We start from the raw sequence: 23,805 nt of genomic DNA on the forward strand, positions 1-23,805 counted from the left end.
CAATAACCCAAAATCATGTTTAGAATTAAAGTGTTTACCGCAATTGCGGTCCTGTTGAGTATTGTTCAGCCCCTGGAAGCCCAGGAAGCTGAGGTGGAAATAACTCCGGCCATAAAGGCGCGACTCGAGCGTCTGGAAGAGGCCAGGGAGCGAATGATAGAAGAAGAGCGGTCTCTGCTTAAGGAAAAGGTGGCCGAAATCGATCAAATGGTTGAAGATGGCCAGCTGACTCCGGAAGAAGCCAAGGTAAAGAAGGAGGAGGCTGCCCGCAATACGGCCCGCAATATTGAGAACAGAACAGCTATCCTCGACAATAAGATTGCCCTGGTGAAACGGGGAGAATTCGTAGGGACCTCCGATGGGTTTTTAAAGATAGATATCAGGGAAGAGGAAGACTGGCTGCAAATTGTGGGATTTGATGAGTGTTTTCCCTGCTCCGGACCAAAGCGATATGACAGAAGAACAACGAGTGATCTGGTACTGGCCGCAGGATTTAACAATGTGATCCCTGAAGGCGGCTCCCTTGATGATAGTCCTTATCGCATAGGGGGGAGTAAATTCTTCGAGATAGGCTGGCAGTTTAAAACCCGGGTATTCCGGGAAAGTAACTGGTTAAGGTTGGTCTATGGACTTAACTTCCAATTCAACGGATTTAAACCCGAGGATGATAACTACTTTGTACGGGATGGCGACCTGACCGTCCTGGAGCCTTTTCCGGGGAATCTCGATAAGTCCAAACTGCGTATGGATAATATCGTAATACCTGTCTATTTTGAAATGGGCCCTTCAAAGCGCATCGACAGAGATGATTATTTCCGGTACAGTACCCGAAGAAAGTTCAGGGTTGGTTTAGGAGGGTATTTCGGACTGAATTACAGTACCCGGCAGAAATTGAAATACAAGATCGATGGGGATCGCTCCAAAGATAAACTCAAGAACAACTACAACACCAGTAACACCATCTACGGATTAGCGGGGTACGTAGGATTTGGAGATCTTACCCTTTATACCCGCTATGAGCTCAATACCCTGTTCAAGGATCCGAATCCGGATCAGCATAACATCGCTTTCGGACTGCGTCTGGAGCTTTAAACAAACTGCTTAGAATTGCTTATTTTTGATTCCCGCTTTTGGCGGGAATCCTTATTTTTAACCAAAGTCTTATCCATTGATCGCAAAAGAAACCATAGATAAAGTATTTGACGCTGCCCGGGTGGAAGAGGTGATCGGCGATTTTGTTCAGCTGAAAAAATCAGGTTCCAATTTTAAGGGGCTGAGTCCGTTTACAGACGAACGTACCCCGAGCTTTATGGTTTCTCCGGTAAAACAGATCTGGAAGGATTTTAGTAGTGGGAAAGGGGGGAATGCTGTGGCATTCCTCATGGAACACGAGCATTTTTCCTATCCTGAGGCCATTAAATACCTGGCTAAGAAATACGGGATCGAGATTGAAGAAACTGAGCAGAACGATGAGCAGAAAGAAAAGGCCAGTGAAAGAGAAAGTATGTTCCTGGTCTCTGAATTTGCCCGGGAGTATTTTGAGGAAACCCTTTATCATACTTCCTCGGGAAAAGCGATCGGCCTGAGCTATTTTAAAGAGCGTGGATTTAAGGATGAGATCATTAAAAAGTTTCATCTTGGTTACTGTCTTGACGAATGGGATGCCTTTACCAAGGCAGCTCTGGATAAAGGGTACCAGCTTGAGTTTCTTGAAAAAACCGGTCTTACCATTATAAAGGGAGAGCAGAAGAGGTTCGACCGCTTTAAAGGCAGGGTCATGTTCCCAATCCATTCCATGAGCGGACGTGTTCTTGGTTTTGGAGGGAGAATCCTGAATAATGATAAAAAGGCTGCAAAGTACCTGAATTCTCCGGAGAGTGATATCTACCATAAGAGTAAAGTGCTTTACGGATTGTACCAGGCCAAACAGGCAATTGCCAAACTGGATAATTGCTATCTGGTGGAAGGGTATACAGATGTGATCCAGTTCCATCAAAGCGGGATCACCAACGTGGTCGCCTCGAGTGGAACTGCCTTAACGTCCGAGCAGATCCGCCTGATCAACAGACTTACCAGGAATATTACGGTGCTGTTCGATGGGGATGCAGCCGGATTAAGGGCCTCGATGCGGGGTATTGACCTTATCCTGGAGCAGGGTATGAATGTAAAAGTGGTGACCTTCCCCCAGGGAGAAGATCCCGATAGCTTTGCTACAAAAAATTCCCCGGAAGAATTGCAATACTTCCTGGATACCAACGCCAAGGATTTTATTCAGTTCAAGGCTTCTGTCCTTGTAGATCAGGCACAGGGTGATCCGGTAAAAAAGGCGGATACGATCCGGGATATTGTTCATAGTATCAATAAGATCCCGGACAATATTCAGCGTACGGTTTACATACAGGAATGTGCCCGTATCATGGACATCTCAGAAGAGGTGCTTTTCAACAGCCTGGCACAATTAGGGAAAAAGGAGATCGCAGAAGCCGGTAAGGCACAGAAGAAGAGTCAAAAGGCCTTTGAAGTGGTACGGTCGGAGCAACAGGTGGAAAAAGTCGATGCTCAGCAATTCCTGGAACGCAAGATCATAGAGCTGTTGTTACTCTACGGCCTGGAAGAAGGTGAATTTCAGGATATGGTACTTAAGGAGGATGATAAGGGAGAACTGGTCATGGAGCCGGAAGTTCATGGAGCCCGGGTTTTTGAAAAGATCTACCTGGATCTCCAGCAGGATGAAGTGGAGCTTTCGAACCCGGTTTTCAGACAGGTATATGTAAGACTGATTGAGGAAATGCACACCAATGAACATTTTACCGTTGACGGTTTCCTCAACCAGGTGGAAGCTGAGGTGGCCTCCGAACTGTCATCCATCCTGATGGATGACGAAAGATATGCCTTGCACAACTGGGATAAGAACAACATATTTGTGAAGGAGAAAAAGGCAGGGATGGCTCAGCTGGTCAGTGAAACGATACTTTCTTTAAGATGCCACCTGATCGATAAGCGGGTAGATCAATTGCAGGGAGAGATCCTTAAAATAGAAGATGGCAGCCATGAACTACTGGAAGAGATCATGAACTACCATCATTTGAAAAGATTGTTGTCTAATAAATTAAACCGCGTACTTTAATACAGTTCGAGGGCTTTGGCCTGCTGCAGCATGTCTACCATGTTATCTACATTGAGCTTTCGCATTAAACGTGCCTTATAGGTACTCACTGTTTTTTCATTTAGCCCGAGCTCTTCCGCCACGTGTTTATTCCGTTTTCCTGAAGCCAGAAGTTTGAGTACTTCCACCTCCCGGGTAGAGAGTTTTCTGAAAAATCTTCTCGGTTTATTTGTGCTCTCATCAAAAGCCAGTCGCTGGGCGAGTTCGTTGGTGATGAACATACCCCCTTCCGCCACTTTCTTAATGGCATTTTTGAGGGTGTCCATCGTTGCGGTTTTAGAAACATATCCTGAAGCACCAGCCCTTAGGGTGGACAGTGCGTATACATCTTCTGCCTGGGCACTGAAAATCAACACCTTTACATCGCTGTAATCTTTCTTCATTTTCCTGAGTGCGGTGATTCCGTTTACTTCAGGAATATCCATCTCCAGTAAAACCAGGTCCGGTTTTTCCTTGGAAAGGGCATCAAACAATTCTGAGGTTGTGCTGACACTTGCGATAACATTAAAGTCATCGGAGCTACCCAAGGCAGCATTCAACCCTTCTCTTACAACGGGGTGATTATCGGCCACTAATACTTTGATCATAATGCAGTTTTTTTAATTATAAAGACAGCCAAAGCATTGCCAGCTCAATTCTAAGATCTTGGAAGGAAAATTGGGGATGAAACTTATGTAAAAATAACTAAAAAAAATACTTCTGCAAAATAGTTGAAAAAACTTTCTTTTATTTTGTAATTATTTCAGGCTCAGAGGGATGTTACACACCGGAATTGGAACCATTTTATGTTTATTTGCTCGATTTAAACGGGTGTAAATCTCAAAAACTTCCTTCTTACGGCCTTGAAAATCCCCGGGAGTTTTTCCGAGGGCGTCCTGTTCCATAGCCCATTCCAGTTCCGGGTATGAGGCCCCGATCTGGTCTTCGTCGGTACGATCGTCTCCCCAGAGTCCGTCGGTGGGAGCGGCCTCCATGATCGCTTTATTGATACCCATATATTCCCCCAGGGCATACACCTCGGTTTTAACAAGGTCTGCGATAGGACTGAGATCTACTCCGCCATCCCCGTATTTGGTGAAAAATCCGACCCCAAAATCCTCAACCTTGTTCCCTGTTCCGGCCACCAGGAGTTTCTCCAGGGCGGCAAAATAATATAGGGAGGTCATTCTGAGCCTGGCACGGGTATTGGCGAGAGACATAAAGCGCTCTTCCTCGTTGGCTACCGGGGGTAAGGCAGCGATAAGGGCATCGAATACCGGGGTGAGGTTGACCTGGGTCATCCGTACATTAGGATAGTTTTCTCTGAGCCACTCAATATGGTTCAGCGCCCGGCTTACCTGGGTAGGTGCCTGGTGAATAGGCATTTCAAGGCAAAGCACATCCAGTCCGGTTTCGGCACATAGAGTAGAGGTTACGGCAGAGTCTATTCCCCCGGAAACTCCGATAACAAATCCATTCATACCCGATTGGGTGGCGTAATCCTTTAACCATTGTACGATATGGTCTTTTACTGCTGCAGTATTCATATGATCTTTTAAATTTTAAGGCTCCCGAAAACGGGTAACAAGATTTCCTTTTATATTTTTGGTTTCGAATAATCTTACACAAAAATAAATCATTCTCTTGTCTTTATACAGGCGGGAGCGTCAGAGAACTAAAAAAGGTATGAAGAAGATACTGCTATTGTGTTTTGTTTTAAGTCTGTTATCGTGTTCCAATGCCGATAAGCGGGAAAAGGAAATAGCCGCCCTGGAGGTAGACCTTCGGGTAAAGCGTTTCGATCTTGCTTTTGCTTCGGCCGATCGAAAGGACCTGCCGGTATTAAAGGCGAAATTCCCTTACCTCTTTCCGGCGCAATTTGCTGACAGTGTCTGGTACCATCGAATGGAAGACAGTTTGCAGCAGGAACTCTTTGCGGAAGTAAGGGGGAAATTCTCCGGGTTTGATTCACAGACCAAATCCCTGGCAGATCTTTTCAGGCACCTGAAATATTATTTCCCCGGGGTAAGCACGCCACAGGTCATTACAGTGACCTCGGACGTCGATTACAGAAACAGGGTTATCTATGCCGATTCCCTGCTTCTTATCGGACTGGATAATTACCTGGGGGAAGATCACAGATTCTATGAGGGCATTCAGCAATACATTAAAAAGGATTTCGTTCCGGAACGTATCGTTGTTGATGCCTCTGAAGAGGTGTCAAGGCGATTGGTGCCCATGCCTCGTAATCGCACCTTTATCGCTAAGATGTTGTACTATGGTAAACTCCGGTATATAATGCATCAGCTCTTGCCTGAGCAGCCCGAAGAGGCTATAATGGCCTATACCGAAGCTGAATATGCATGGGTCCGGGCTAACGAGAGCGAGATCTGGAGGTACTTTGTAGATCGGGACCTGCTGTTCTCCACAGACGCTAAACTGGAGCAGCGATTCCTGGCCCCGGCACCCTTTTCCAAGTTCTACCTTGAACTGGATAACGAATCCCCGGGCAGGGTAGGGCAGTATATCGGGTGGCGCATCATTGAGGCGTATATGGAAAATAATGAAGTATCTTTGCAGCAAATGCTGGAAAAACCAGCGGAAGAGATATTTAATGATTCCCGATTTAAACCTTTGAAATAATGGCTGTAAAACATAGTTCGGATATTAGTATTACCGTAGGACTCGATGAAAATAAGGTGCCTGAAAAACTGCAGTGGAGCGCAGAAGATGGCGGTGTGAACAAGGCAGAGGCCAAAGCGATGCTGCTTTCGATCTGGGACAGTGCGCAGCAGGAGACGCTTAAGATCGACCTGTGGACCAAAGATATGCCCGTTGATGAAATGAAAACGTTTTTCCACCAGACCCTCGTATCCATGGCAAATACCTTCGAAAGGGCTACCCAGGATGAAAAGATGTCGGCTACCATGAGGGATTTCTGTGATTATTTTGCAGAGAAACTGGAGCTGAAGGAGTAATGGAAAAACCCCGGGTTTGTTTTGTTTATAACGCCCAAAATGGATGGTTCCGGGGCGTGTCTGACACCCTTCATAAACTGTGGTCCCCTCAAACCTACTCCTGTGATCTTTGCAGGATTACCCATGGGCTCACCGGAATGCGGAAAGAGATAAGGTCGTTTTCAGAACAGGCAGCCATCCGGGTGCAATTTTATCACCTTAATGAACTGACTCCGGAGATGGAAGTTTTCGTAAGGCAAGCAGGAGGAGCTCCGGTGGTGATGTTGTATGAGAAGCGTATCTGGAAACCGGTTTTTACGACTGGAGACCTGAAGAAGATGTCAGGGCCAACGGAGTTCATTACCAGTCTCCGGCAGGAGCTTAATTCCTTGACCTAGCGCCCCTTGATCTCCTGGTTTATAGCGTCGATATACCCGAGTAATTCTTCCCGGCCCATTCCGGAAGTCGAAGAGGTGATAAAGTGGTTTGGAGCTTCTTCCCAGGCCCCGTGTTCCAGTGCTTTCAGGTAAGCTTCTGCATTTCTCTCAAGAGCTTTGGGCTTAAGCTTGTCGGCCTTGGTAAAAACGATGGAGAAGGGGATCTGGTGCTCTCCCAGCCACTGCATGAACTCCAGGTCGATCTTCTGGGGCTCATGACGCACATCTATGAGGACAAAGGCGGAAACGAGCTGTTGCCTTTTAGCAAAATAATCGGTGATAAACTTCTGGAAGGTCTTTTTGAGGCTCTTGGAGACTTTGGCATAGCCATACCCCGGCAGATCCACTAAGAACCAATTGTCATTGATTATGAAATGGTTGATCAGTTGTGTTTTTCCCGGTTTTCCGGAAGTCTTCGCCAGGTGCTTTCTTTCAGTAAGCATATTGATCAGAGACGATTTTCCTACATTGGAACGCCCTATAAATGCATATTCAGGAATGGGGTCCTTCGGACATTTCCCGACATCGGTATTGCTTACTACAAAGGAAGCTGATTTGATCTTCATGATCTTAAATGTTTCTGTCGCTTAACCACGCTCCGAGAATACGGTTAAACTCTTCGGGGTGCTCCATCATCGGGGCGTGACCACACTTGTCGATCCAGAATAAATCTGAATCCGGTAAAAGTCGGTGAAATTCCTCTGCTACATTAGGAGGGGTTACGCTGTCATTCCTGCCCCAGATAATGCATGTAGGGGTGGTCATGTGCGGAAGGTCTTTTGACATATTGTGACGAATCGCACTCTTGGCAATGGCAAGGGTTTTTACCAATTTGCCCCTGTCGTTTACCGTGGCGTATACCTCGTCTACGATCTCCTTTGTGGCAACCTTTGGGTCGTAAAATACGTCCTCACTTTTCTTTTTAATGAATTCGTAATCGCCCCTTTTCGGATAGCCGTCTCCCATGGCGCTTTCGTAAAGGCCTGAACTTCCGGTGATCACCATGGCCTTTACCTTTTGCGGGTAAAGTTTGGTATGCAGTAATCCAATATGACCTCCCAGGGAATTGCCTAAAAGGATCACCTGGTCAAAGTTTTTATATTCAATGAATTCTTCGAGAAAATTAGCGAAGCTTTTAACGGTTGTTTTTAAAAGCGACATACCGTAGATGGGGAGTTCCGGGATAAGCACTTTGTAGCCTCTTTTGGAGAAATAGTCGGTAACACCGTTGAAATTACTCAGGCCTCCCATCAATCCGTGCAGTACGATCAATGGCGTCCCTTCTCCAACTTCTAAATAGGTGTACTTACCTTCCTTCTTTAATTCGTGTACCATTAATGGTTAGTTACATTTCTTCGAAACAAATATAGCGATTTCACCAATAATTCAGGCTTTTTCCACAGGAAGTGCAAAATACCTTCAAATTTTTGAAAATCCCTCAAAAAGGGCGCTTATAGCCCTTTTCTGACACTTTTTCACACTGCTGAAACCCAGGCCGTTGCTGCACTTAAACGGGATTCCCTCACAATTTATCAACAAAGTGGTAAAAAGTGCTCATTTGTGGTAAAAAGTGGTAAATATTTCTATATATTTGAAATGTAACATAAAATCCCGACCTCTACGTGTTTGAGTTTACAGAAGAATATGAGTGTAAGGCAGATAGCAAAGGGCGCATCATGGTGCCGTCTACTTTGCGGGCCAAGCTTGCGTCTGTATTGCACGAAGGATTGGTGATTAAACGCTCTATTTTCCAGTCTTGTCTGGAGATCTATACCGTTGAAGAGTGGAAAAAGGAGGCTGCAAAAGTAGGGAAGCTCAATCGCTTTGTAAAGAAGAATAACGATTTCATACGGCAGTTCACTGCCGGGGTTCGTCTGATCCAGATTGATGGAAATGGTCGGTTATCCATCCCTAAGAACCTGATGGAGTTTGCCGGGATTTCCAAGGAAGTGGTGTTAAGTGAGACCATTGGCCGGATAGAGCTTTGGGATAAAGAACGTTACTATAACGTTCTGGAGGCGGGGGCGGAAGATTTTTCTGAACTGGCTGAAGAAGTAATGGGTAATCTAAGTCTTGAAGATGATGAGTGAGTATCATAATCCTGTTTTGCTGAAGGAAACCGTAGATGGCCTGGGTATTAAGCCTGATGGGGTCTATGTGGATGTGACCTTCGGTGGAGGTGGGCATTCCAGGGAGATCATGAGCAGGCTTGGTGAAAAGGGACGTTTGTTTGCCTTTGATCAGGATGAGGATGCCTTGCGTAATGTTATAGACGAAGAGCGCTTCACGCTAATCAATGAGAATTTCAGGTTCATTAAAAGATTTCTCCGGTTTCAGGGAGTAAAGCAGGTAGATGGAGTTCTGGGTGATTTCGGAGTTTCATCGCATCAGTTCGATGTGGCCGAGCGGGGTTTTTCTACCCGTTTCGATGCCGGACTGGATATGCGGATGAGTAAGCGTAGTGAGCTTTCTGCCTACGAGGTGGTTAACGACTATAGTGAAGAGGAGTTAAGACGCGTTTTGCGTATGTATGGAGAGGTTAAGAATGCCGGGGCAGTAGCCCGGGCGATCGTTGCTCATAGGGAGAAGGGTGATATAAAAACCACAGATGCTCTTAAGCTGGCCTTGGGTAGGTTGTTACCTAAGCACAAAGAGCAAAAGATACTGGCTCCGATCTATCAGGCGATAAGGATCGAAGTGAATCAGGAGATTGAGGTGCTCAAGGAGTTTCTCCTTCAGATGCCTGAGCTTATAAAAGTGGGAGGGCGGCTGAGTTTGATCAGTTATCATTCTCTTGAAGATCGCCTGGTGAAGAATTTTATCCGAAGCGGAAAGTTCGAGGGAGAGCCTGAAAAGGACTTTTATGGTAATGTTCAGGTTCCTTTTAAAAAGGTTGGTGGGCTTATTAAGCCAACAGAAGACGAGATAGCGCAAAATAACAGGGCCAGAAGTGCCCGGTTGAGAATAGCAGAACGAATATAAGGTATGAGACAGCGACTGTTGGATGTTTTGAGGGGAAGCTTTCTTACCAGTGACGATGCAGCAGGGAACTGGAGGTTCATTCTTTTTGCTTCGCTTCTGGCGGTAATTATGATAAGCAGTGCGCATCGTGCCGATAAGAAGGTGCATCAGCTGGCCGGCCTCAATGAAGAGGTGCTGGAGTTGCGAAGTGAGTTTGTGGATGTGCGCACCAGGCTGCAGCAGCGAAAGCTGGAATCGAGTGTAAAACAAAGGGTTGAAAAATACGGCTTGGCGCCTTCAAAGACGCCGCCGAAAAAAATAAAGGTAGCAAGTCAGGAATAAACATGGCGATAACAGAAAAAAACATATCTAACCGATTGTACTTCATGGCGGGTTGTATGTTTCTCTTTGCTATTGCCGTGATGGTGAAGTTAGTAACCATCCAGGTGGTAGAGGGGGAGCATTACAAGGCGCTGGCGGAAGACAGGACGGTAAAGAACTTTGTCATAGAGCCCAATCGCGGAAATCTTTATTCTGACGATGGCAGCTTACTGGCTACTTCTGTGACCCGTTACGATATTCGCTTTGATGCTTTAACGCCATCCCAGGAGGTTTTTGAGGGCAATGTTAAGGCATTGTCTGATTCTCTGTCCCGAGTGTTTAATAAGACGTCTTCCTATTATCAGAACCTGATGCGAAAAGCCAGGGCTTCTAAAAACCGGTATTTGTTAATTGCCAGAGATCTCGGTTATACCGATTATCTCAGGGTTCGAAATTTCCCGATGTTTCGTCTGGGTCCTTATAAAGGAGGCCTCATCGTGGAGCAGGAAACGCAGCGGGAGCACCCTCTGGGGTCTATAGCTCAGCGCAGTGTGGGGTATGAGCGCTTTAACGCTGAGTCCGGGAGGTATTTCGGGGTAGGCCTGGAGCGGGCCTTCGGCGAATACCTTAGAGGTAAGCAGGGGAAACGGCTGAAGCAGAAGATCGCTAAGGGCCAATGGAAACCCATTACCGATTACAATGAGGTGGAGCCGCAGGATGGCTATGATGTGGTTTCAACGATAGACATTAACATCCAGGATGTGGCGCATCACGCCCTTCTTTCTCAATTGGAAAAATACAATGCCGATCACGGATGCGTGGTGGTTATGGAGGTGGAGACCGGAGAGGTTAAAGCCATTTCTAACCTGGGCAGAACAAGTAAAGGAACATATTACGAACGCCTCAATTATGCTATTGGAGAATCACACGAGCCGGGGTCTACCTTTAAGCTTATGTCTATGATGGCTGCCCTCGAAGACAAAGCGGTAGACACCAGCACTGTGATCGATACAGAAAAAGGGGTGTTGCGTTTTTATGGAAAACTGGTGCGGGATTCACATCACGGGGGTTATGGAAAGATCAGTGCCTCTGAGGTGTTCGAGGTTTCTTCCAATACCGGAGTGGTGAAGATCGTGGATGAATTCTATGGCGATCGGCCGGAAAAGTTTGTGAACCGTATATATAATACAGGCTTGGATAAGCCTCTGGGTTTGCCAATAGCCGGTGAAGGGAAGCCTATAATTCCACATCCAAATGATAAAAGCCGGTGGAGCGGGATCGCATTGCAGTGGATGGCCTATGGGTATGGGGTGGAGTTAACCCCTTTACAGATCCTGGCCTTTTATAATGCAGTGGCGAATGACGGCGAAATGGTAAAGCCGAGACTTATAAAGGAAGTGCGTCAATGGGATCAGCCGGTGATCGGCTTTGAAAAGGAAGTGCTTAATCCTTCGATATGCTCTGAAGAAACGGTAAAAAAACTGCAACAGATGTTGAAGAATGTAGTGGAGAAGGAACACGGAACCGGACATAAGCTTTACAGTCCGGATTTTTCCATGGCAGGAAAAACCGGTACGGCTCAGAAGAATTACAGTGATAAAAGTAAGAGGCAATATATTTCTTCCTTTGTCGGGTATTTTCCTGCTGATCAGCCGAAATATTCCTGTATCGTGGTGATCCATGAGCCCGATAAAAATGTCGGGTATTACGGGGCGGATGTTTCCGGACCTGTTTTTAAAAGCATTGCCCAAAAGATCTATACCAATTCTCCTCTTATTGATACGGTAGATGAATTGCAAAAGAAGAATGACCCTGCATACAATAATTACGAGGCCTATTATGCAAAGGTGCAGAAGCATTACCAGCAGGTGCCTGATGTAAAGGGCATGAGTGGAATGGATGCGGTTTCACTTTTGGAGAATATCGGTCTTAAAGTGCAGGTGGAAGGTAATGGGAAGGTAGTTTCTCAATTGCCAAAGGGCGGAACGCAGATTAAAGAAAACAAAACGGTGGTATTGAAGCTTTCATGAAGAACCTGAAAGACATATTATATAAGGTGAATATTGAAGCGGTGTACGGGAAAACCGATACGCCGGTGAATGATGTGCATTTTGATTCGCGCAAGGTGTCTCTCGATGATGTGTTTGTTGCTGTGAGAGGTACCGTTACCGACGGGCATCAGTATATGGGCAGGGCCACCGACCAGGGGGCCATTGCGGTGATATGCGAGGAGATGCCTGAAGTAGTGGTTAACGGAGTTACCTATGTGCTCGTATCTGACTCCAAGAAGGCTTTGGCGGTGATGGCTTCCAATTTCTACCACAATCCTTCAGGTAACCTGAAATTGGTTGGTGTTACAGGAACCAATGGGAAGACCACCGTGACCTCGCTTTTGTACCAGCTTTTTACAAAGGCGGGATATAAGGTCGGATTACTTTCCACCGTAAGGGTTATGGTTGGAGAAAAGGAGTATCCGGCTACCCATACCACCCCCGATTCCATGAGCATTAATCGCTACCTGAGTATGATGAATGACGAAGGAGTGGAGTTTTGTTTTATGGAGGTGAGTTCACATGGAATTCACCAGGAGCGCACAACGGGTCTTGTGTTTGCCGGAGGAGTGTTTACCAACCTGAGTCATGATCATCTGGATTACCATAAGACCTTTGCGGAGTACCGGGATGTTAAAAAGCGATTTTTTGACGAATTGCCTTCAAAGGCTTTTGCGCTTACCAATTCCGATGATAAAAACGGTATGGTGATGTTGCAGAATACTAAGGCCAGGAAATATACCTATGCGGTAAGATCGTATGCCGATTTCAGGGCGCAGATCCTTGAAAATCAGTTGAGCGGCTTGCTGCTTAAAGTGGAAGAGCACGAAGTTTGGAGTCGGCTAATAGGAAGTTTTAACGCGTATAATCTCCTGGCTGTATATGCTTCAGGATGTTTGCTTGGACTGGATAAAATGGAAGTGCTGCGGTTGCTTAGCGAACTGGAAAGTGTTGGTGGGCGTTTTCAGTATTTCATTTCCTCCGGGGAGGTAACGGCGATTGTGGATTACGCGCATACCCCGGATGCTCTTGAAAATGTCCTTGGAACCATCAGTGCCATTCGCACAGGTAACGAGACCCTGATCACAGTTGTGGGATGTGGGGGAGACCGGGACAAGACCAAACGGCCGGTGATGGCAGATATCGCCTCCCGCCTGAGCAACAAGGCCATTTTTACTTCCGATAATCCACGGTCTGAAGACCCTCAGTCGATTATAGATGATATGGAGAAGGGGGTGCAGCCTCAGCACTTTAGCAAAACCCTTTCTGTGATCGACAGAAAGCAGGCTATAAAAACTGCCTGTACCATGGCGGGGAAGGGCGATATTATTCTCATTGCCGGGAAGGGGCATGAGACCTATCAGGAGGTAAAAGGAGTGCGAAGTGACTTTGACGACCTCAAGGTGGTTAAGGAATTGTTGAAACAACTAAATAAATAAACCAGTTTCCGGACCAGGTCCGGGCTGTACAGGAATATATGTTATACTATTTGTTCGACTTTCTGGAAAGAGAATATCAGTTGCCGGGGGCGGGACTCTTTGAGTTTATCTCCTTCAGGGCTGCTGCCTCTATCATTCTTTCGCTGCTTATCTCAACCATATACGGTAAAAAGATCATCAATTACCTCAGGCGTAAACAGATCGGAGAAAGCGTTCGCGAACTCGGACTGGAAGGGCAGTCTCAAAAGGCGGGAACCCCGACCATGGGTGGGGTGATTATTATCCTGGCTACGCTGATTCCGGTTTTATTATTCGCCAAGCTGGACAATATATATATCGAACTGCTCATTGCTACCACGGTGTGGATGGGAGTGATCGGTTTTGTGGATGACTATATCAAAACCTTTAAAAAGGATAAGGAAGGATTAAAGGGCCGGTTCAAGGTGATCGGGCAGATAGGGATAGGAATTATTGTGGGGGTAACCCTGTATATGCATCCGGAGGTTACAATTAAAGAGGAGGTAACCGAGGTGAAAAAAGATAAAATAGAGAACGTTCAAACCTCTTTAGACGAGGTCACCAATAAGGAATATACGGCAGAGGAGAAGTCTACCAAAACCACTATTCCCTTTGTAAAAAATAATGAGTTTGATTATGCAGAGCTTATTTCCTGGGTGGGAGACAATTACAGGGATTATGCCTGGTTGTTGTTTATTCCTATCGTAATCTTCATCATCACCGCAGTGTCTAATGGAGCCAACCTTACGGATGGTATCGATGGGCTTGCTGCCGGAAGTTCGGCAATAATAGCACTAACCCTGGGGATTTTCGCCTGGGTTTCGGGGAACATCATCTTTTCCGAATATCTCAATATAATGTATATCCCGAGAGTGGGAGAGATCACCATTTTCATCTCAGCCTTTGTAGGGGCTCTGGTAGGGTTTCTTTGGTATAACACCTTCCCTGCACAAGTGTTTATGGGAGATACCGGTAGTCTCACGATCGGTGGAGTTATTGCAGTGATCGCCATAGCGGTACGAAAGGAACTGCTGATTCCATTGCTTTGCGGAATTTTTCTGGCAGAAAACCTTTCTGTGGTTATGCAGGTATCCTGGTTTAAGTATACGAAGAAGAAATTTGGTGAGGGCAGGCGCATCTTTCTGATGTCGCCCCTGCATCATCATTACCAGAAGAAGGGATATCACGAGAGTAAGATCGTGACCCGGTTCTGGATCGTGGGGATCATCCTTGCGGTGTTGTCAATAGTGACCTTAAAAGTGCGCTAGGAATGAAAAGGCTAACGGTCTTGGGAGGAGGAGAGAGTGGTGCAGGAACGGCGGTTCTGGCCAAAAAGGAAGGCTTCGAGGTCTTTGTGTCAGACAAAGGGCCTATCAGGCAAAAGTATAAGGACGTTCTTATTCATAACGATATAAAATGGGAAGAGAAAGGGCATACTGAGGAGGTGATCCTCAATGCAGACCTGGTGATGAAGAGCCCGGGAATTCCGGATACAGCACCCCTGGTGGTGAAATTGCGTGAAAAAGGCATTCCGGTTATTTCCGAAATCGAATTTGCTTCGGCTTATACCAGTGCAGTGATCGTGGGAATTACCGGGAGTAACGGGAAAACCACAACCACCATGCTAACCGGTCATGTGCTAAAGGAGGCTGGTCTTGATGTTGGGGTAGCCGGTAATATAGGAGATAGTTTCGCAGCCATGGTAGCCGATCGTGACCCGGAATATTTCGTGCTTGAGATCAGCAGCTTTCAGTTAGATGGCATACTGGAGTTCAGGCCTCGTATTGCGGTGATCACCAATATTACCCCGGACCACCTGGATCGTTATGGATACAAATTTGAAAATTATATCGCCTCGAAATTCAGGATCGCCATGAATCAGACTCCGGAGGATTATCTGATCTATGACGCCGATGATGAGGTGATCACCGGATGGCTTGAAAAGCACCCGGTTCGATCCCGTTTAATTCCGTTTTCCCTGGAAAGGGAATTGGAAGAAGGGGTATACGTGAAAGACAAAGAAATAGTAATTAACATAAATAATCAGCAATTAACCATGTCAACAGAGACCTTAACCTTAGAGGGAAAACACAACCAGAAGAATGCTATGGCGGCTTCTGCGGTAGCCCAGCTTTTAAAGATCAGAAATTCGACCATCAGAGACAGTATGCAGAATTTCCAGGGTGTTGAACACCGCCTGGAAAAGGTACTGAAGATCCAGGATGTATGGTTTATTAATGATTCCAAGGCTACCAATGTGAATGCCACCTACTATGCGCTGGAAAGTGTAAAGACTCCGGCTGTATGGATCGTTGGCGGGGTGGACAAGGGTAACGACTATCTTTCGCTGATGCCTATGGTCCGTGAAAAGGTAAAGGCCATTGTATGTCTTGGTGTAGACAATGCCAAGCTTTTGAATACCTTCAGTAACGTGGTTGATGTGGTGGTCGAGACCACTTCCATGAATGAGGCGGTGCAAATTGCTCACAAAATGGCCGATAAGGGCGATACCGTTTTATTGTCGCCTGCATGTGCTTCCTTCGATCTCTTCGAGAGCTATGAAGATCGTGGGCACAAGTTCAAGGAAGCTGTTCGTGCCTTGTAATTGATGATTTAAAAAGAATACCTAAACCCTAATATACCTGCGAAAAGTGCAGCATATTTTTAATAACATAAAAGGAGATAAAACGATTTGGGCGGTCGTGGCTTTGCTGGCCTTGTTTTCGTTCTTACCGGTGTACAGTGCCAGTACCAATCTGGTTTATGTGGTGGGTAACGGAACGACGCTGGGGCATCTGGGCAAGCATGCCTTCCTTTTATTTGTTGGGTTTGGGATTATTTACGCCATACACAAGATTCCCTACCGTTATTTTAAAGGACTCTCCATCCTGGCTATGCCTGTGGTGATCCTATTGCTGATTTTTACCCTCGCCCAGGGAACAACTATTGGTGGGGCCAATGCCAGTCGATGGATACAGGTTCCCTTCGTTGGGATCTCTTTTCAAACATCCACCCTGGCGGCTATTGTGCTGTTACTCAACGTGGCACGGTACCTGGCAAAGATCAAGGATGAAAAACCGACTTTTAAAGCGTCAATTCTTCCGCTTTGGATACCGGTTTTTTCAGTTTTAGCTTTAATTTTGCCAGCCAATTTTTCGACAACTGCCATCCTGTTTCTTATGGTTATGGTGGTGTGCTTTTTAGGGGGATATCCCACCAAATACCTGTTGGGTATCCTCGGAGCCGGACTTGTGGTACTCACCATGTTCGTGCTCACCGCTAAAGCGTTTCCGGGATTGTTCCCAAACAGGGTGGATACCTGGATGAGTCGTATCGAAAATTTTGCCGGTGACGATGATCCCTCCGGGGATTATCAGATCGAAAAGGCAAAGATCGCTATAGCCCGGGGAGGGGTTATAGGTATGGGTGCCGGGAAGAGTGTAATGAAGAATTTCCTGCCCCAAAGTTCATCAGATTTTATTTATGCTATCATCGTAGAAGAATATGGCCTTGCCGGAGGATTGACCCTGGTCTTTCTTTATCTCCTGCTGTTGTTCCGTATTGTGGTGGTGGCGCACAAGGCCGATTCGGTCTATGGAAAACTTGCGGTTACGGCCGTGGGGTTACCCATAGTATTCCAGGCCTTTGTGAATATGGCCGTGGCCGTGGAATTGTTTCCGGTTACGGGGCAGACCCTGCCGCTTATCAGCAGCGGGGGAACCTCCATTTGGATGACCTGCATGGCACTTGGAATAATTTTGAGTGTGAGTGCCAGGAGGCAGGAAGATGTGGAGCGTGATAGTACAGAAGAAAACATTGAAAATCCGTTAGCGGTACTAAGTGAGTAGTTATAAGTTCATATTATCCGGAGGAGGTACAGGAGGTCATATCTATCCTGCAATTGCCATTGCCAATGCATTGCAGCGAAGGTTTCCTGATGCCAGCTTTCTGTTTGTAGGCGCCCGTGATAAGATGGAGATGGAGAAGGTGCCTCAGGCGGGTTATGATATAAAGGGTTTATGGATATCGGGAATTCAGCGTAAGCTGACCCTGTCTAACCTCATGTTTCCTTTTAAGCTGGTAGACAGTCTTGTGAGATCCAGGAAGATTGTGAAGGATTTTAATCCCGACCTGGTGATAGGTACAGGTGGTTTTGCCAGTGGACCGCTGCTAAAAATGGCGACATCCATGAAGGTGCCTTGCGTGTTGCAGGAACAAAATTCATTTCCAGGCATCACCAATAAATGGCTGGCACCCCAGGTGGAGAAAATATTTGTGGCTTACGATGGGTTGGAACGGTTTTTTCCATCCGGAAAGATCATTAAAACCGGAAACCCCGTTAGGCAGGATTTGCTGAATTCGGCAAACCGTAAGGAGGAAGCTCTGAAGTATTTCGGACTTCATCCCGGGAAGCCAGTATTGTTCGTGATGGGGGGAAGCCTTGGAGCCAGGCGCATAAATGAACTGGTTGCAGATCACCTGGAACTGTTCGGGGAACTGGGGGTTCAGGTTCTCTGGCAGTGCGGAAAGTTATACCTCGACCAGTATAAGGATCTGGAAGGTGATACCGTAAAGATCAAGCCCTTTATCGGAAGAATGGACCTCGCCTATGCGGCGGCTTCTGTGATCATCTCCCGGGCGGGAGCCGGTTCAGTTTCAGAACTGTCCATTGTTGGTAAACCGGTGATTTTTATACCCTCACCAAATGTGGCAGAAGACCATCAGACCAAAAATGCGAAATCGGTAGCCGACAGACAGGCGGCCCTGATGATTAAAGAGGCCAATTTGGAGAATGAATTTGAAGAAGTGTTCCGGACGCTGATGCGCTCTGAAGAACAACAGAAAATGCTGGCCGCGAATATTAAGAAGCTGGCTTTACCCGGGGCGACTGAACAGATCGTAACCGAAATAGAAAAGATATTAAAAGCGAGAGCGCGAAATGCATAGACCGGATCTTGAACATATTAAAAGAGTTTACCTCCTGGGAATAGGAGGTATAGGTATGTCAGGCCTGGCCCGCTATTTTAAATTCAGAGGGGCAGAGGTGTGCGGTTATGACCGTACCCCTGGAGCACTTTCGCGAAAGCTGGAATCCGAAGGTATTGAGATTCATTACCAGGATGATGTTGAATTGATCCCTGAAGCTTTTAAAACCAGCGGGAGGGACCTGCTGGTTATTTACACCCCTGCTGTACCCGCAACCAGTAATGAGATGCAGTGGTTCAGGGCAGGAGATTTCCAGATGATGAAACGCTCGGAAGTGCTGGGGCTGATCACTGAGGGGAACAAGTGTCTGGCAGTGGCCGGAACCCATGGGAAAACCACCACCTCCAGTATCCTGGCGCACCTTCTTAGAGAGAGCGGTTACGCTATTACAGCCTTTCTGGGTGGAGTCGCCGAAAATTTCGAAAGTAATTTTCTGGTGGAAGGGAGTGATTGCACTGTGGTCGAGGCCGATGAGTTTGACAGGTCATTCCTGCATTTGTCGCCGGATATTGCCTGTATAACCTCTATGGATGCAGACCACCTGGATATTTACGGAGGCAAGGCCGAACTCGAGGAAGGTTTCAGACAATTTAAACGAAAATTAAAGCCTGAAGGGAAAATGCTGGTCAGATATGGGTTGCCCATGGAAGGGATAACCTATGGAACAGAGCCAGAAGCGGATTACCGGTTTGAAAATATTAAGATCTCCAACTCAGCCTACACATGTGATTTGGTTACGCCTAATGGCGAGGCACGCAAGGTTGTTTTCGGGAAGCCCGGGAAACACAACCTGTTAAATGCTTTAGTAGCAATAGCAATGGCGGTCGAAATGGGAGCCCCCCTCGACCGCCTTACTAAAGCGCTAGAGAGTTTTAAAGGCGTGAAAAGAAGGTTTTCTTACCAGATCAAAGAGGATAAGCTGGTGTATATTGATGACTATGCCCATCATCCTACAGAGATCGCGGCGGTATTTGAGGCCGTAAATAGTTTTCATCCGGGGATGAAGACAACAGTGGTTTTTCAACCCCACCTGTTTAGCCGTACCCGGGATTTTATGCAGGAATTTGCTTCGGCACTGGAGAAGTTTGATGAGATCATTTTGCTGGAGATCTATCCGGCAAGAGAGCTCCCAATTGAAGGGGTGGATTCGCAAGCCCTGCTTGACCGGATTGATAATCGGAATAAGATGCTTTTATCGAAACCGGACATGCTGGAGTATATAGGCAAGAAGAAAAACGGAGTGGTCTTGAGCCTTGGTGCAGGAGACATCGGAGAATTGGTAACGGAAATTAAAAGCACATTGAAGCAGTGAAAAAATATTGGCCACATATCAGGTTAGTGCTTATTGCAGGACTTGCAGTATTCCTGTACTCGTTTTCAAACGCGCGCAACGATAAACGAACCATCCTGAAAGAGCGGCATATTGAATTTGTAAATGAAGATGCCTTATTTATCACCTATGCTTCCGTTGATAAGTTGTTGATACAAAGTGAAGAGGCGGCTTCAAAGGTTTTGCTAGAAAAATTAGATTTGAATACGATCGAAAACGCTCTGAATGAGAATGATATGGTCAAGAATGCAGATGTTTACCTGACCGTAAATGGCGGATTGGGGGCCAGGATCATTCAGCGAACTCCAATTGCCCGGGTGGCTGGAGATCAGGCTTATTATATCGATGAGGATGGGGAATATATGCCCTTGTCTCCCGTGTATTCTGCCCGGGTGCCCCTGGTTACCGGGGAGGTCAGTAAAGAACGAACTGAAGAAGTTCACCGCCTGGCCTATTACATTTATAACGACGACTTCCTTCGTAGGAATGTGATTGGCATCCACAAGGATAAGGAAGGGTTCGAACTGCGATTCAGGACCAACGAATTTGTTTTAAGATTCAGTGATATAACAAAGCTGGATAAGAAGTTTAATAATTTTAAAGCCTTTTATCAGAAAGGCACTAAAGATAAGTCATTGGCCATGTATAAGGCCGTTAACCTGGATTATGACAACCAGGTGGTGTGCACCAAAAAATAAGATATGGAAAGTACTAAATACGCTGTTGGATTAGATATAGGTACCACAAAGATCGTGGCCATGATCGGCCGTAAAAACGATTATGGTAAGGTGGAGATCCTGGGTATAGGGAAATCAAAAAGCCTGGGGGTTCACCGTGGGGTGGTTAATAATATTACCCAGACCATACAGTCTATTCAGCAGGCGATTGAGGAGGCAGAAAGCGTATCAGGTTTAAAGATCCACGACTGTGTGGTTGGGATAGCCGGACAGCATATCCGAAGCCTGCAGCACAGTGACTATATCACAAGGAGCAATTCTGAAGAGGTGATAGGGGAAAAAGATGTGGAAGACCTGTGTAACCAGGTGTATAAACTGGTGATGCTTCCCGGGGAAGAGATCATTCATGTGCTTCCGCAGGAGTATAAGGTAGACGGGCAGGCAGAGATCAAAGAGCCTATTGGTATGTATGGTGGCCGTCTCGAGGCCAACTTCCACGTGGTCGTGGGCCAGGTAACCTCCATTAAGAATATCGGCCGATGTGTAAAGAATTCCGGACTGGAACTTTCCGGGATCACCCTTGAACCCCTCGCCTCGGCAAATGCCGTTTTGAGTCAGGAAGAAAAGGAGGCCGGAGTGGCTCTCATCGATATAGGGGGAGGAACCACCGACCTGGCGATCTTTAAGGATGGTATTATCCGTCATACAGCCGTGATCCCATTCGGAGGAAACGTGATCACCGAAGATATCAAGGAAGGATGTTCTATTATAGAAAAGCAGGCCGAACTGCTCAAGATCAAGTTCGGATCGGCCTGGCCGGGAGAAAATAAGGACAATGAGATCGTTTCCATTCCCGGACTTCGCGGTCGCGAACCAAAAGAGATCACCCTGAAGAACCTGTCCAAGATCATCCATGCCCGTGTGGTAGAGATCATCGAGCAGGTGTATATGGAGATCAAGAATTATGGGCATGAAGAGCAGAAGAAAAAACTGATCGCAGGTATTGTGCTTACAGGAGGCGGAAGCCAGTTAAAGCACCTGAAACAACTGGTGGAGTATATTACCGGGATGGATACCAGGATAGGCTATCCGAACGAGCACCTCGCTGGCGATTCAGATAGTGAGGTAGCCAGCCCTGTATATGCAACTGCCGTGGGATTGGTCATGAAGGCCCTGGAGCAACAGTATCGCAAAGGGATGAACGGAGACGAGCAGGAGGTGATTTCTGAACAGGAAAGCATTTCGCAGCAGGAACCTGTGCGTGAAACAGAAGACGAAAACCGGGATACAGAAGGTCAGGAGAAACATGTGAAGCCTACCTCTCCGAAGAAGTCGTTCCTGGAGAAATTTTCGGACAGATTAAAAGATTTTCTGGATAATGCTGAATAACCCATACCCAAGAGTCAGCATTAACTAACAACAATAAAACCGGGTAAAAAAGTGTAATTATGAGTGGAGAAAACAACAATTTTGGCAACATCTCATTCGATTTACCAAAAAATCAAAGTAACGTGATCAAGGTGATTGGAGTAGGTGGCGGAGGTAGCAACGCGATCAACTACATGTTCCAGCAGGGCATCAAAGGGGTCGATTTTGTAGTGTGTAATACCGATGCCCAGGCGCTTCAGAACAGCTCGGTTCCGAACAAGGTTCAGTTAGGGGTGTCCCTGACCGAAGGACTTGGGGCCGGAGCCAATCCCGAAGTGGGAGAACAGGCGGCCCTGGAAAGCCTTGAGGAACTGCAGTCCATGCTGGATACCAATACCAAGATGGTTTTTATTACCGCAGGAATGGGGGGAGGTACAGGTACCGGAGCGGCACCTATTATTGCCAAGCTGGCAAAGGATATGAATATCCTCACGGTAGGGATCGTCACCAGTCCTTTCCAGTTCGAAGGAAAGAACCGCTGCGGGCAGGCGCAAAAGGGAATAGAGCGTTTGCGAAGCAATGTGGATTCCCTGATCGTTATTAATAACAACAAATTAAGAGAAGTATACGGAAATCTTGGGTTTAAGGCCGGCTTCTCAAAGGCAGACGAGGTGTTGGCCACGGCCGCACGAGGTATAGCCGAAGTAATTACTCATCATTACACACAGAACATTGACCTTCGGGATGCCAAGACCGTACTCTCCAATAGCGGAACGGCCATCATGGGGTCTGCAGCATCAACGGGTTCCAACAGGGCGCAGGAAGCTATTATGAAAGCCCTGGATTCGCCACTGCTTAACGATAACAAGATCGCGGGTGCCAAAAACGTGCTGTTGCTTATCGTATCCGGAACAGAAGAGATCACCCTTGACGAGATCGGAGAGATCAACGACCATATCCAGGATGAGGCCGGGCATAATGCCAACATCATCATGGGGGTTGGAGAAGATGAAGAATTGGGCGATGCCATCTCCGTAACCATTATCGCTACGGGTTTTAATACCGACCAGCAGCATGAAATTACCAATACAGAAGTAAAACGTATTATTCATACCCTTGAGGACGAGCAAAAGGCTACCCACGACCTGAGTCCTGAAGGCGGACTTATGGGGGGAGTAAACCTGTCTAAGAAGTCGGTTCAGCCTTCGGTCCGGCCGCAAGAGGTACAGCAGGAAGAAAAAAAGGTGATTCGCCACGAGCTCAATGAGCCTGAGGCGAAGACCCCGGAAGCGACACATAGCAACCTCGACCTGATCCCGACCTCAGACCTGATCCGTAATATGAATGTGGAATTCGAGGAGGTTCGCGCCGTTGAAGATGACTTTGTGATCATAGATACCAGTGCTAAGATCCGGGATATCGAGGTGAACGATCCTGTGGATGTTACCCGGGAGCAGGAGCGTGCACAGATCTCACTTTCTTTCGATATGCCTTTACAACCGGAAAAGGAAGAAGAGGAGAAGGAGACTACCATCACCTTTGACCTGACCGAAGAGGTGAAAGACATGGAAGTGAAAGAACCTGTGGAAGTAATTCCTTACACCGAATACTCGGAAGAGGGACCAAAACGCTACAGCCTGGATGATTATATGGATGTAGAGAAAAAGCTCACCAATGCGCAGCCGGAGAAGAAATCGGCAGAGGTACTTGAAGAAGAGCTCAGGGTAGAGAAGAAAGTACTTCCGGAACCGGTAAGAGAAACGCAGCCGGAGGAAGAGGCAGACCCTTTTAACCGGTCTATCGAAGAGAGTCTGAGAAAAAGAGCTGAAGAGCGCAGAAGAAAGCTTAAGGACTTTAATTACAAGTTCCAGAACAACGCTGCAAGAATTGACGAAATTGAAAAACAACCTGCATACAAGCGTATGGGTATCGATTTAGATGATCACCGCAGTCAGGACAATACCTCCAGGATGAGTGTAGGGTCAGACAGCAACGATGATGTGCAGTTAAGAAGTAATAATTCGTTTTTACACGATAATGTTGATTAATAGCAAATAGCATTTTGTGTTTTACGAAAACCCGGGAACAGTCAATTGTTCTCGGGTTATTTTTTTA

General features: G+C 46.6%; 22 protein-coding genes. 18 read left to right on the forward strand and 4 right to left on the reverse strand.

Features of this window, described 5'->3' with window-relative positions:
* The first annotated feature begins 15 nt into the window (after positions 1-15).
* Both K7R11_RS04185 and dnaG read left to right on the forward strand, forming a co-directional pair.
* Entirely contained in the window at positions 16-1,092 is a 1,077-nt protein-coding gene (locus K7R11_RS04185; protein WP_224488894.1) for a hypothetical protein, read from the forward strand.
* A 76-nt stretch (positions 1,093-1,168) separates the two neighbouring features.
* Positions 1,169-3,127, forward strand: coding sequence for a DNA primase (gene dnaG / locus K7R11_RS04190; protein WP_224488895.1), 1,959 nt, complete (start codon positions 1,169-1,171; stop codon positions 3,125-3,127).
* On the opposite strand, the gene K7R11_RS04195 is transcribed toward dnaG, so the two are convergent.
* Both K7R11_RS04195 and nadE read right to left on the reverse strand, forming a co-directional pair.
* Positions 3,124-3,753, reverse strand: coding sequence for a response regulator (locus K7R11_RS04195; RefSeq protein ID WP_224488896.1), 630 nt, complete (start codon positions 3,751-3,753; stop codon positions 3,124-3,126). The genes dnaG and K7R11_RS04195 overlap by 4 nt on opposite strands.
* Positions 3,754-3,903: 150 nt before the next feature.
* The gene (gene nadE, locus K7R11_RS04200; protein ID WP_224488898.1) at positions 3,904-4,692 is read right to left on the reverse strand and encodes an NAD(+) synthase; all 789 of its coding nucleotides are present in this window, start codon (positions 4,690-4,692) and stop codon (positions 3,904-3,906) included.
* A gap of 139 nt (positions 4,693-4,831) precedes the next feature.
* On the opposite strand from nadE, the gene gldB reads away from it, so the two are divergent.
* The 3 genes from gldB (at position 4,832) to K7R11_RS04215 (ending at position 6,500) form a co-directional block, all read left to right on the forward strand.
* Entirely contained in the window at positions 4,832-5,788 is a 957-nt protein-coding gene (gene gldB, locus K7R11_RS04205; RefSeq protein ID WP_224488900.1) for a gliding motility lipoprotein GldB, read from the forward strand.
* Entirely contained in the window at positions 5,788-6,123 is a 336-nt protein-coding gene (gene gldC / locus K7R11_RS04210; RefSeq protein WP_224488901.1) for a gliding motility protein GldC, read from the forward strand. The genes gldB and gldC overlap by 1 nt, the downstream gene beginning before the upstream one ends.
* Positions 6,124-6,260: 137 nt before the next feature.
* Positions 6,261-6,500: a hypothetical protein gene (locus K7R11_RS04215; protein ID WP_224488902.1), complete on the forward strand. Its 240-nt coding sequence runs from the start codon at positions 6,261-6,263 to the stop codon at positions 6,498-6,500.
* Here the strand turns inward: K7R11_RS04215 and yihA are convergent.
* The gene (gene yihA / locus K7R11_RS04220; RefSeq protein WP_224488903.1) at positions 6,497-7,105 is read right to left on the reverse strand and encodes a ribosome biogenesis GTP-binding protein YihA/YsxC; all 609 of its coding nucleotides are present in this window, start codon (positions 7,103-7,105) and stop codon (positions 6,497-6,499) included. The two genes, K7R11_RS04215 and yihA, sit on opposite strands and share 4 nt — an antisense overlap.
* A 4-nt stretch (positions 7,106-7,109) precedes the next feature.
* On the reverse strand, positions 7,110-7,874 hold the full coding sequence (locus tag K7R11_RS04225) for an alpha/beta fold hydrolase (RefSeq protein ID WP_224488904.1): 765 nt from the start codon (positions 7,872-7,874) through the stop codon (positions 7,110-7,112).
* Between the two features lie 287 nt (positions 7,875-8,161).
* Between K7R11_RS04225 and K7R11_RS04230 the strand changes: the two genes are divergently transcribed.
* Genes K7R11_RS04230 through ftsZ form a run of 13 tightly spaced genes read left to right on the forward strand, consistent with a single transcriptional unit; the run spans position 8,162 to position 23,738 of the window.
* Entirely contained in the window at positions 8,162-8,629 is a 468-nt protein-coding gene (locus K7R11_RS04230; RefSeq protein WP_224488905.1) for a division/cell wall cluster transcriptional repressor MraZ, read from the forward strand.
* On the forward strand, positions 8,619-9,521 hold the full coding sequence (gene rsmH, locus K7R11_RS04235; protein WP_224488906.1) for a 16S rRNA (cytosine(1402)-N(4))-methyltransferase RsmH: 903 nt from the start codon (positions 8,619-8,621) through the stop codon (positions 9,519-9,521). The genes K7R11_RS04230 and rsmH overlap by 11 nt, the downstream gene beginning before the upstream one ends.
* A 3-nt stretch (positions 9,522-9,524) precedes the next feature.
* Positions 9,525-9,842, forward strand: coding sequence for an FtsL-like putative cell division protein (locus K7R11_RS04240; RefSeq protein WP_224488907.1), 318 nt, complete (start codon positions 9,525-9,527; stop codon positions 9,840-9,842).
* 2 nt (positions 9,843-9,844) lie between these two features.
* Positions 9,845-11,851, forward strand: a complete 2,007-nt coding sequence (locus K7R11_RS04245; protein ID WP_224488908.1) for a penicillin-binding protein — start codon at positions 9,845-9,847, stop codon at positions 11,849-11,851.
* The gene (locus K7R11_RS04250) at positions 11,848-13,311 is read left to right on the forward strand and encodes a UDP-N-acetylmuramoyl-L-alanyl-D-glutamate--2,6-diaminopimelate ligase (protein ID WP_224488909.1); all 1,464 of its coding nucleotides are present in this window, start codon (positions 11,848-11,850) and stop codon (positions 13,309-13,311) included. The genes K7R11_RS04245 and K7R11_RS04250 overlap by 4 nt, the downstream gene beginning before the upstream one ends.
* A 38-nt stretch (positions 13,312-13,349) precedes the next feature.
* Complete coding sequence (mraY, locus tag K7R11_RS04255; RefSeq protein ID WP_224488910.1) at positions 13,350-14,597, forward strand: phospho-N-acetylmuramoyl-pentapeptide-transferase; 1,248 nt, start codon at positions 13,350-13,352, stop codon at positions 14,595-14,597.
* Between the two features lie 2 nt (positions 14,598-14,599).
* Positions 14,600-15,934, forward strand: coding sequence for a UDP-N-acetylmuramoyl-L-alanine--D-glutamate ligase (murD, locus tag K7R11_RS04260; protein ID WP_224488911.1), 1,335 nt, complete (start codon positions 14,600-14,602; stop codon positions 15,932-15,934).
* Between the two features lie 46 nt (positions 15,935-15,980).
* Positions 15,981-17,177 (forward strand): FtsW/RodA/SpoVE family cell cycle protein, encoded by a 1,197-nt coding sequence (locus K7R11_RS04265; protein WP_224488912.1) that lies wholly within the window; start codon positions 15,981-15,983, stop codon positions 17,175-17,177.
* Entirely contained in the window at positions 17,170-18,276 is a 1,107-nt protein-coding gene (murG, locus tag K7R11_RS04270) for an undecaprenyldiphospho-muramoylpentapeptide beta-N-acetylglucosaminyltransferase (protein ID WP_224488913.1), read from the forward strand. The genes K7R11_RS04265 and murG overlap by 8 nt, the downstream gene beginning before the upstream one ends.
* On the forward strand, positions 18,269-19,627 hold the full coding sequence (gene murC, locus K7R11_RS04275) for a UDP-N-acetylmuramate--L-alanine ligase (protein WP_224488914.1): 1,359 nt from the start codon (positions 18,269-18,271) through the stop codon (positions 19,625-19,627). The genes murG and murC overlap by 8 nt, the downstream gene beginning before the upstream one ends.
* Positions 19,624-20,343: a cell division protein FtsQ/DivIB gene (locus K7R11_RS04280; protein ID WP_224488915.1), complete on the forward strand. Its 720-nt coding sequence runs from the start codon at positions 19,624-19,626 to the stop codon at positions 20,341-20,343. Before murC ends, K7R11_RS04280 begins: the two co-directional genes overlap by 4 nt.
* A gap of 3 nt (positions 20,344-20,346) precedes the next feature.
* On the forward strand, positions 20,347-21,711 hold the full coding sequence (ftsA, locus tag K7R11_RS04285) for a cell division protein FtsA (RefSeq protein WP_224488916.1): 1,365 nt from the start codon (positions 20,347-20,349) through the stop codon (positions 21,709-21,711).
* A 59-nt stretch (positions 21,712-21,770) separates the two neighbouring features.
* Positions 21,771-23,738 (forward strand): cell division protein FtsZ, encoded by a 1,968-nt coding sequence (gene ftsZ, locus K7R11_RS04290; RefSeq protein WP_224488917.1) that lies wholly within the window; start codon positions 21,771-21,773, stop codon positions 23,736-23,738.
* Positions 23,739-23,805 lie beyond the last annotated feature (67 nt).

The sequence above is a fragment of the Robertkochia flava genome, assembly GCF_020166515.1.
GTDB classification, from domain to species: Bacteria; Bacteroidota; Bacteroidia; order Flavobacteriales; family Flavobacteriaceae; genus Robertkochia; species Robertkochia flava.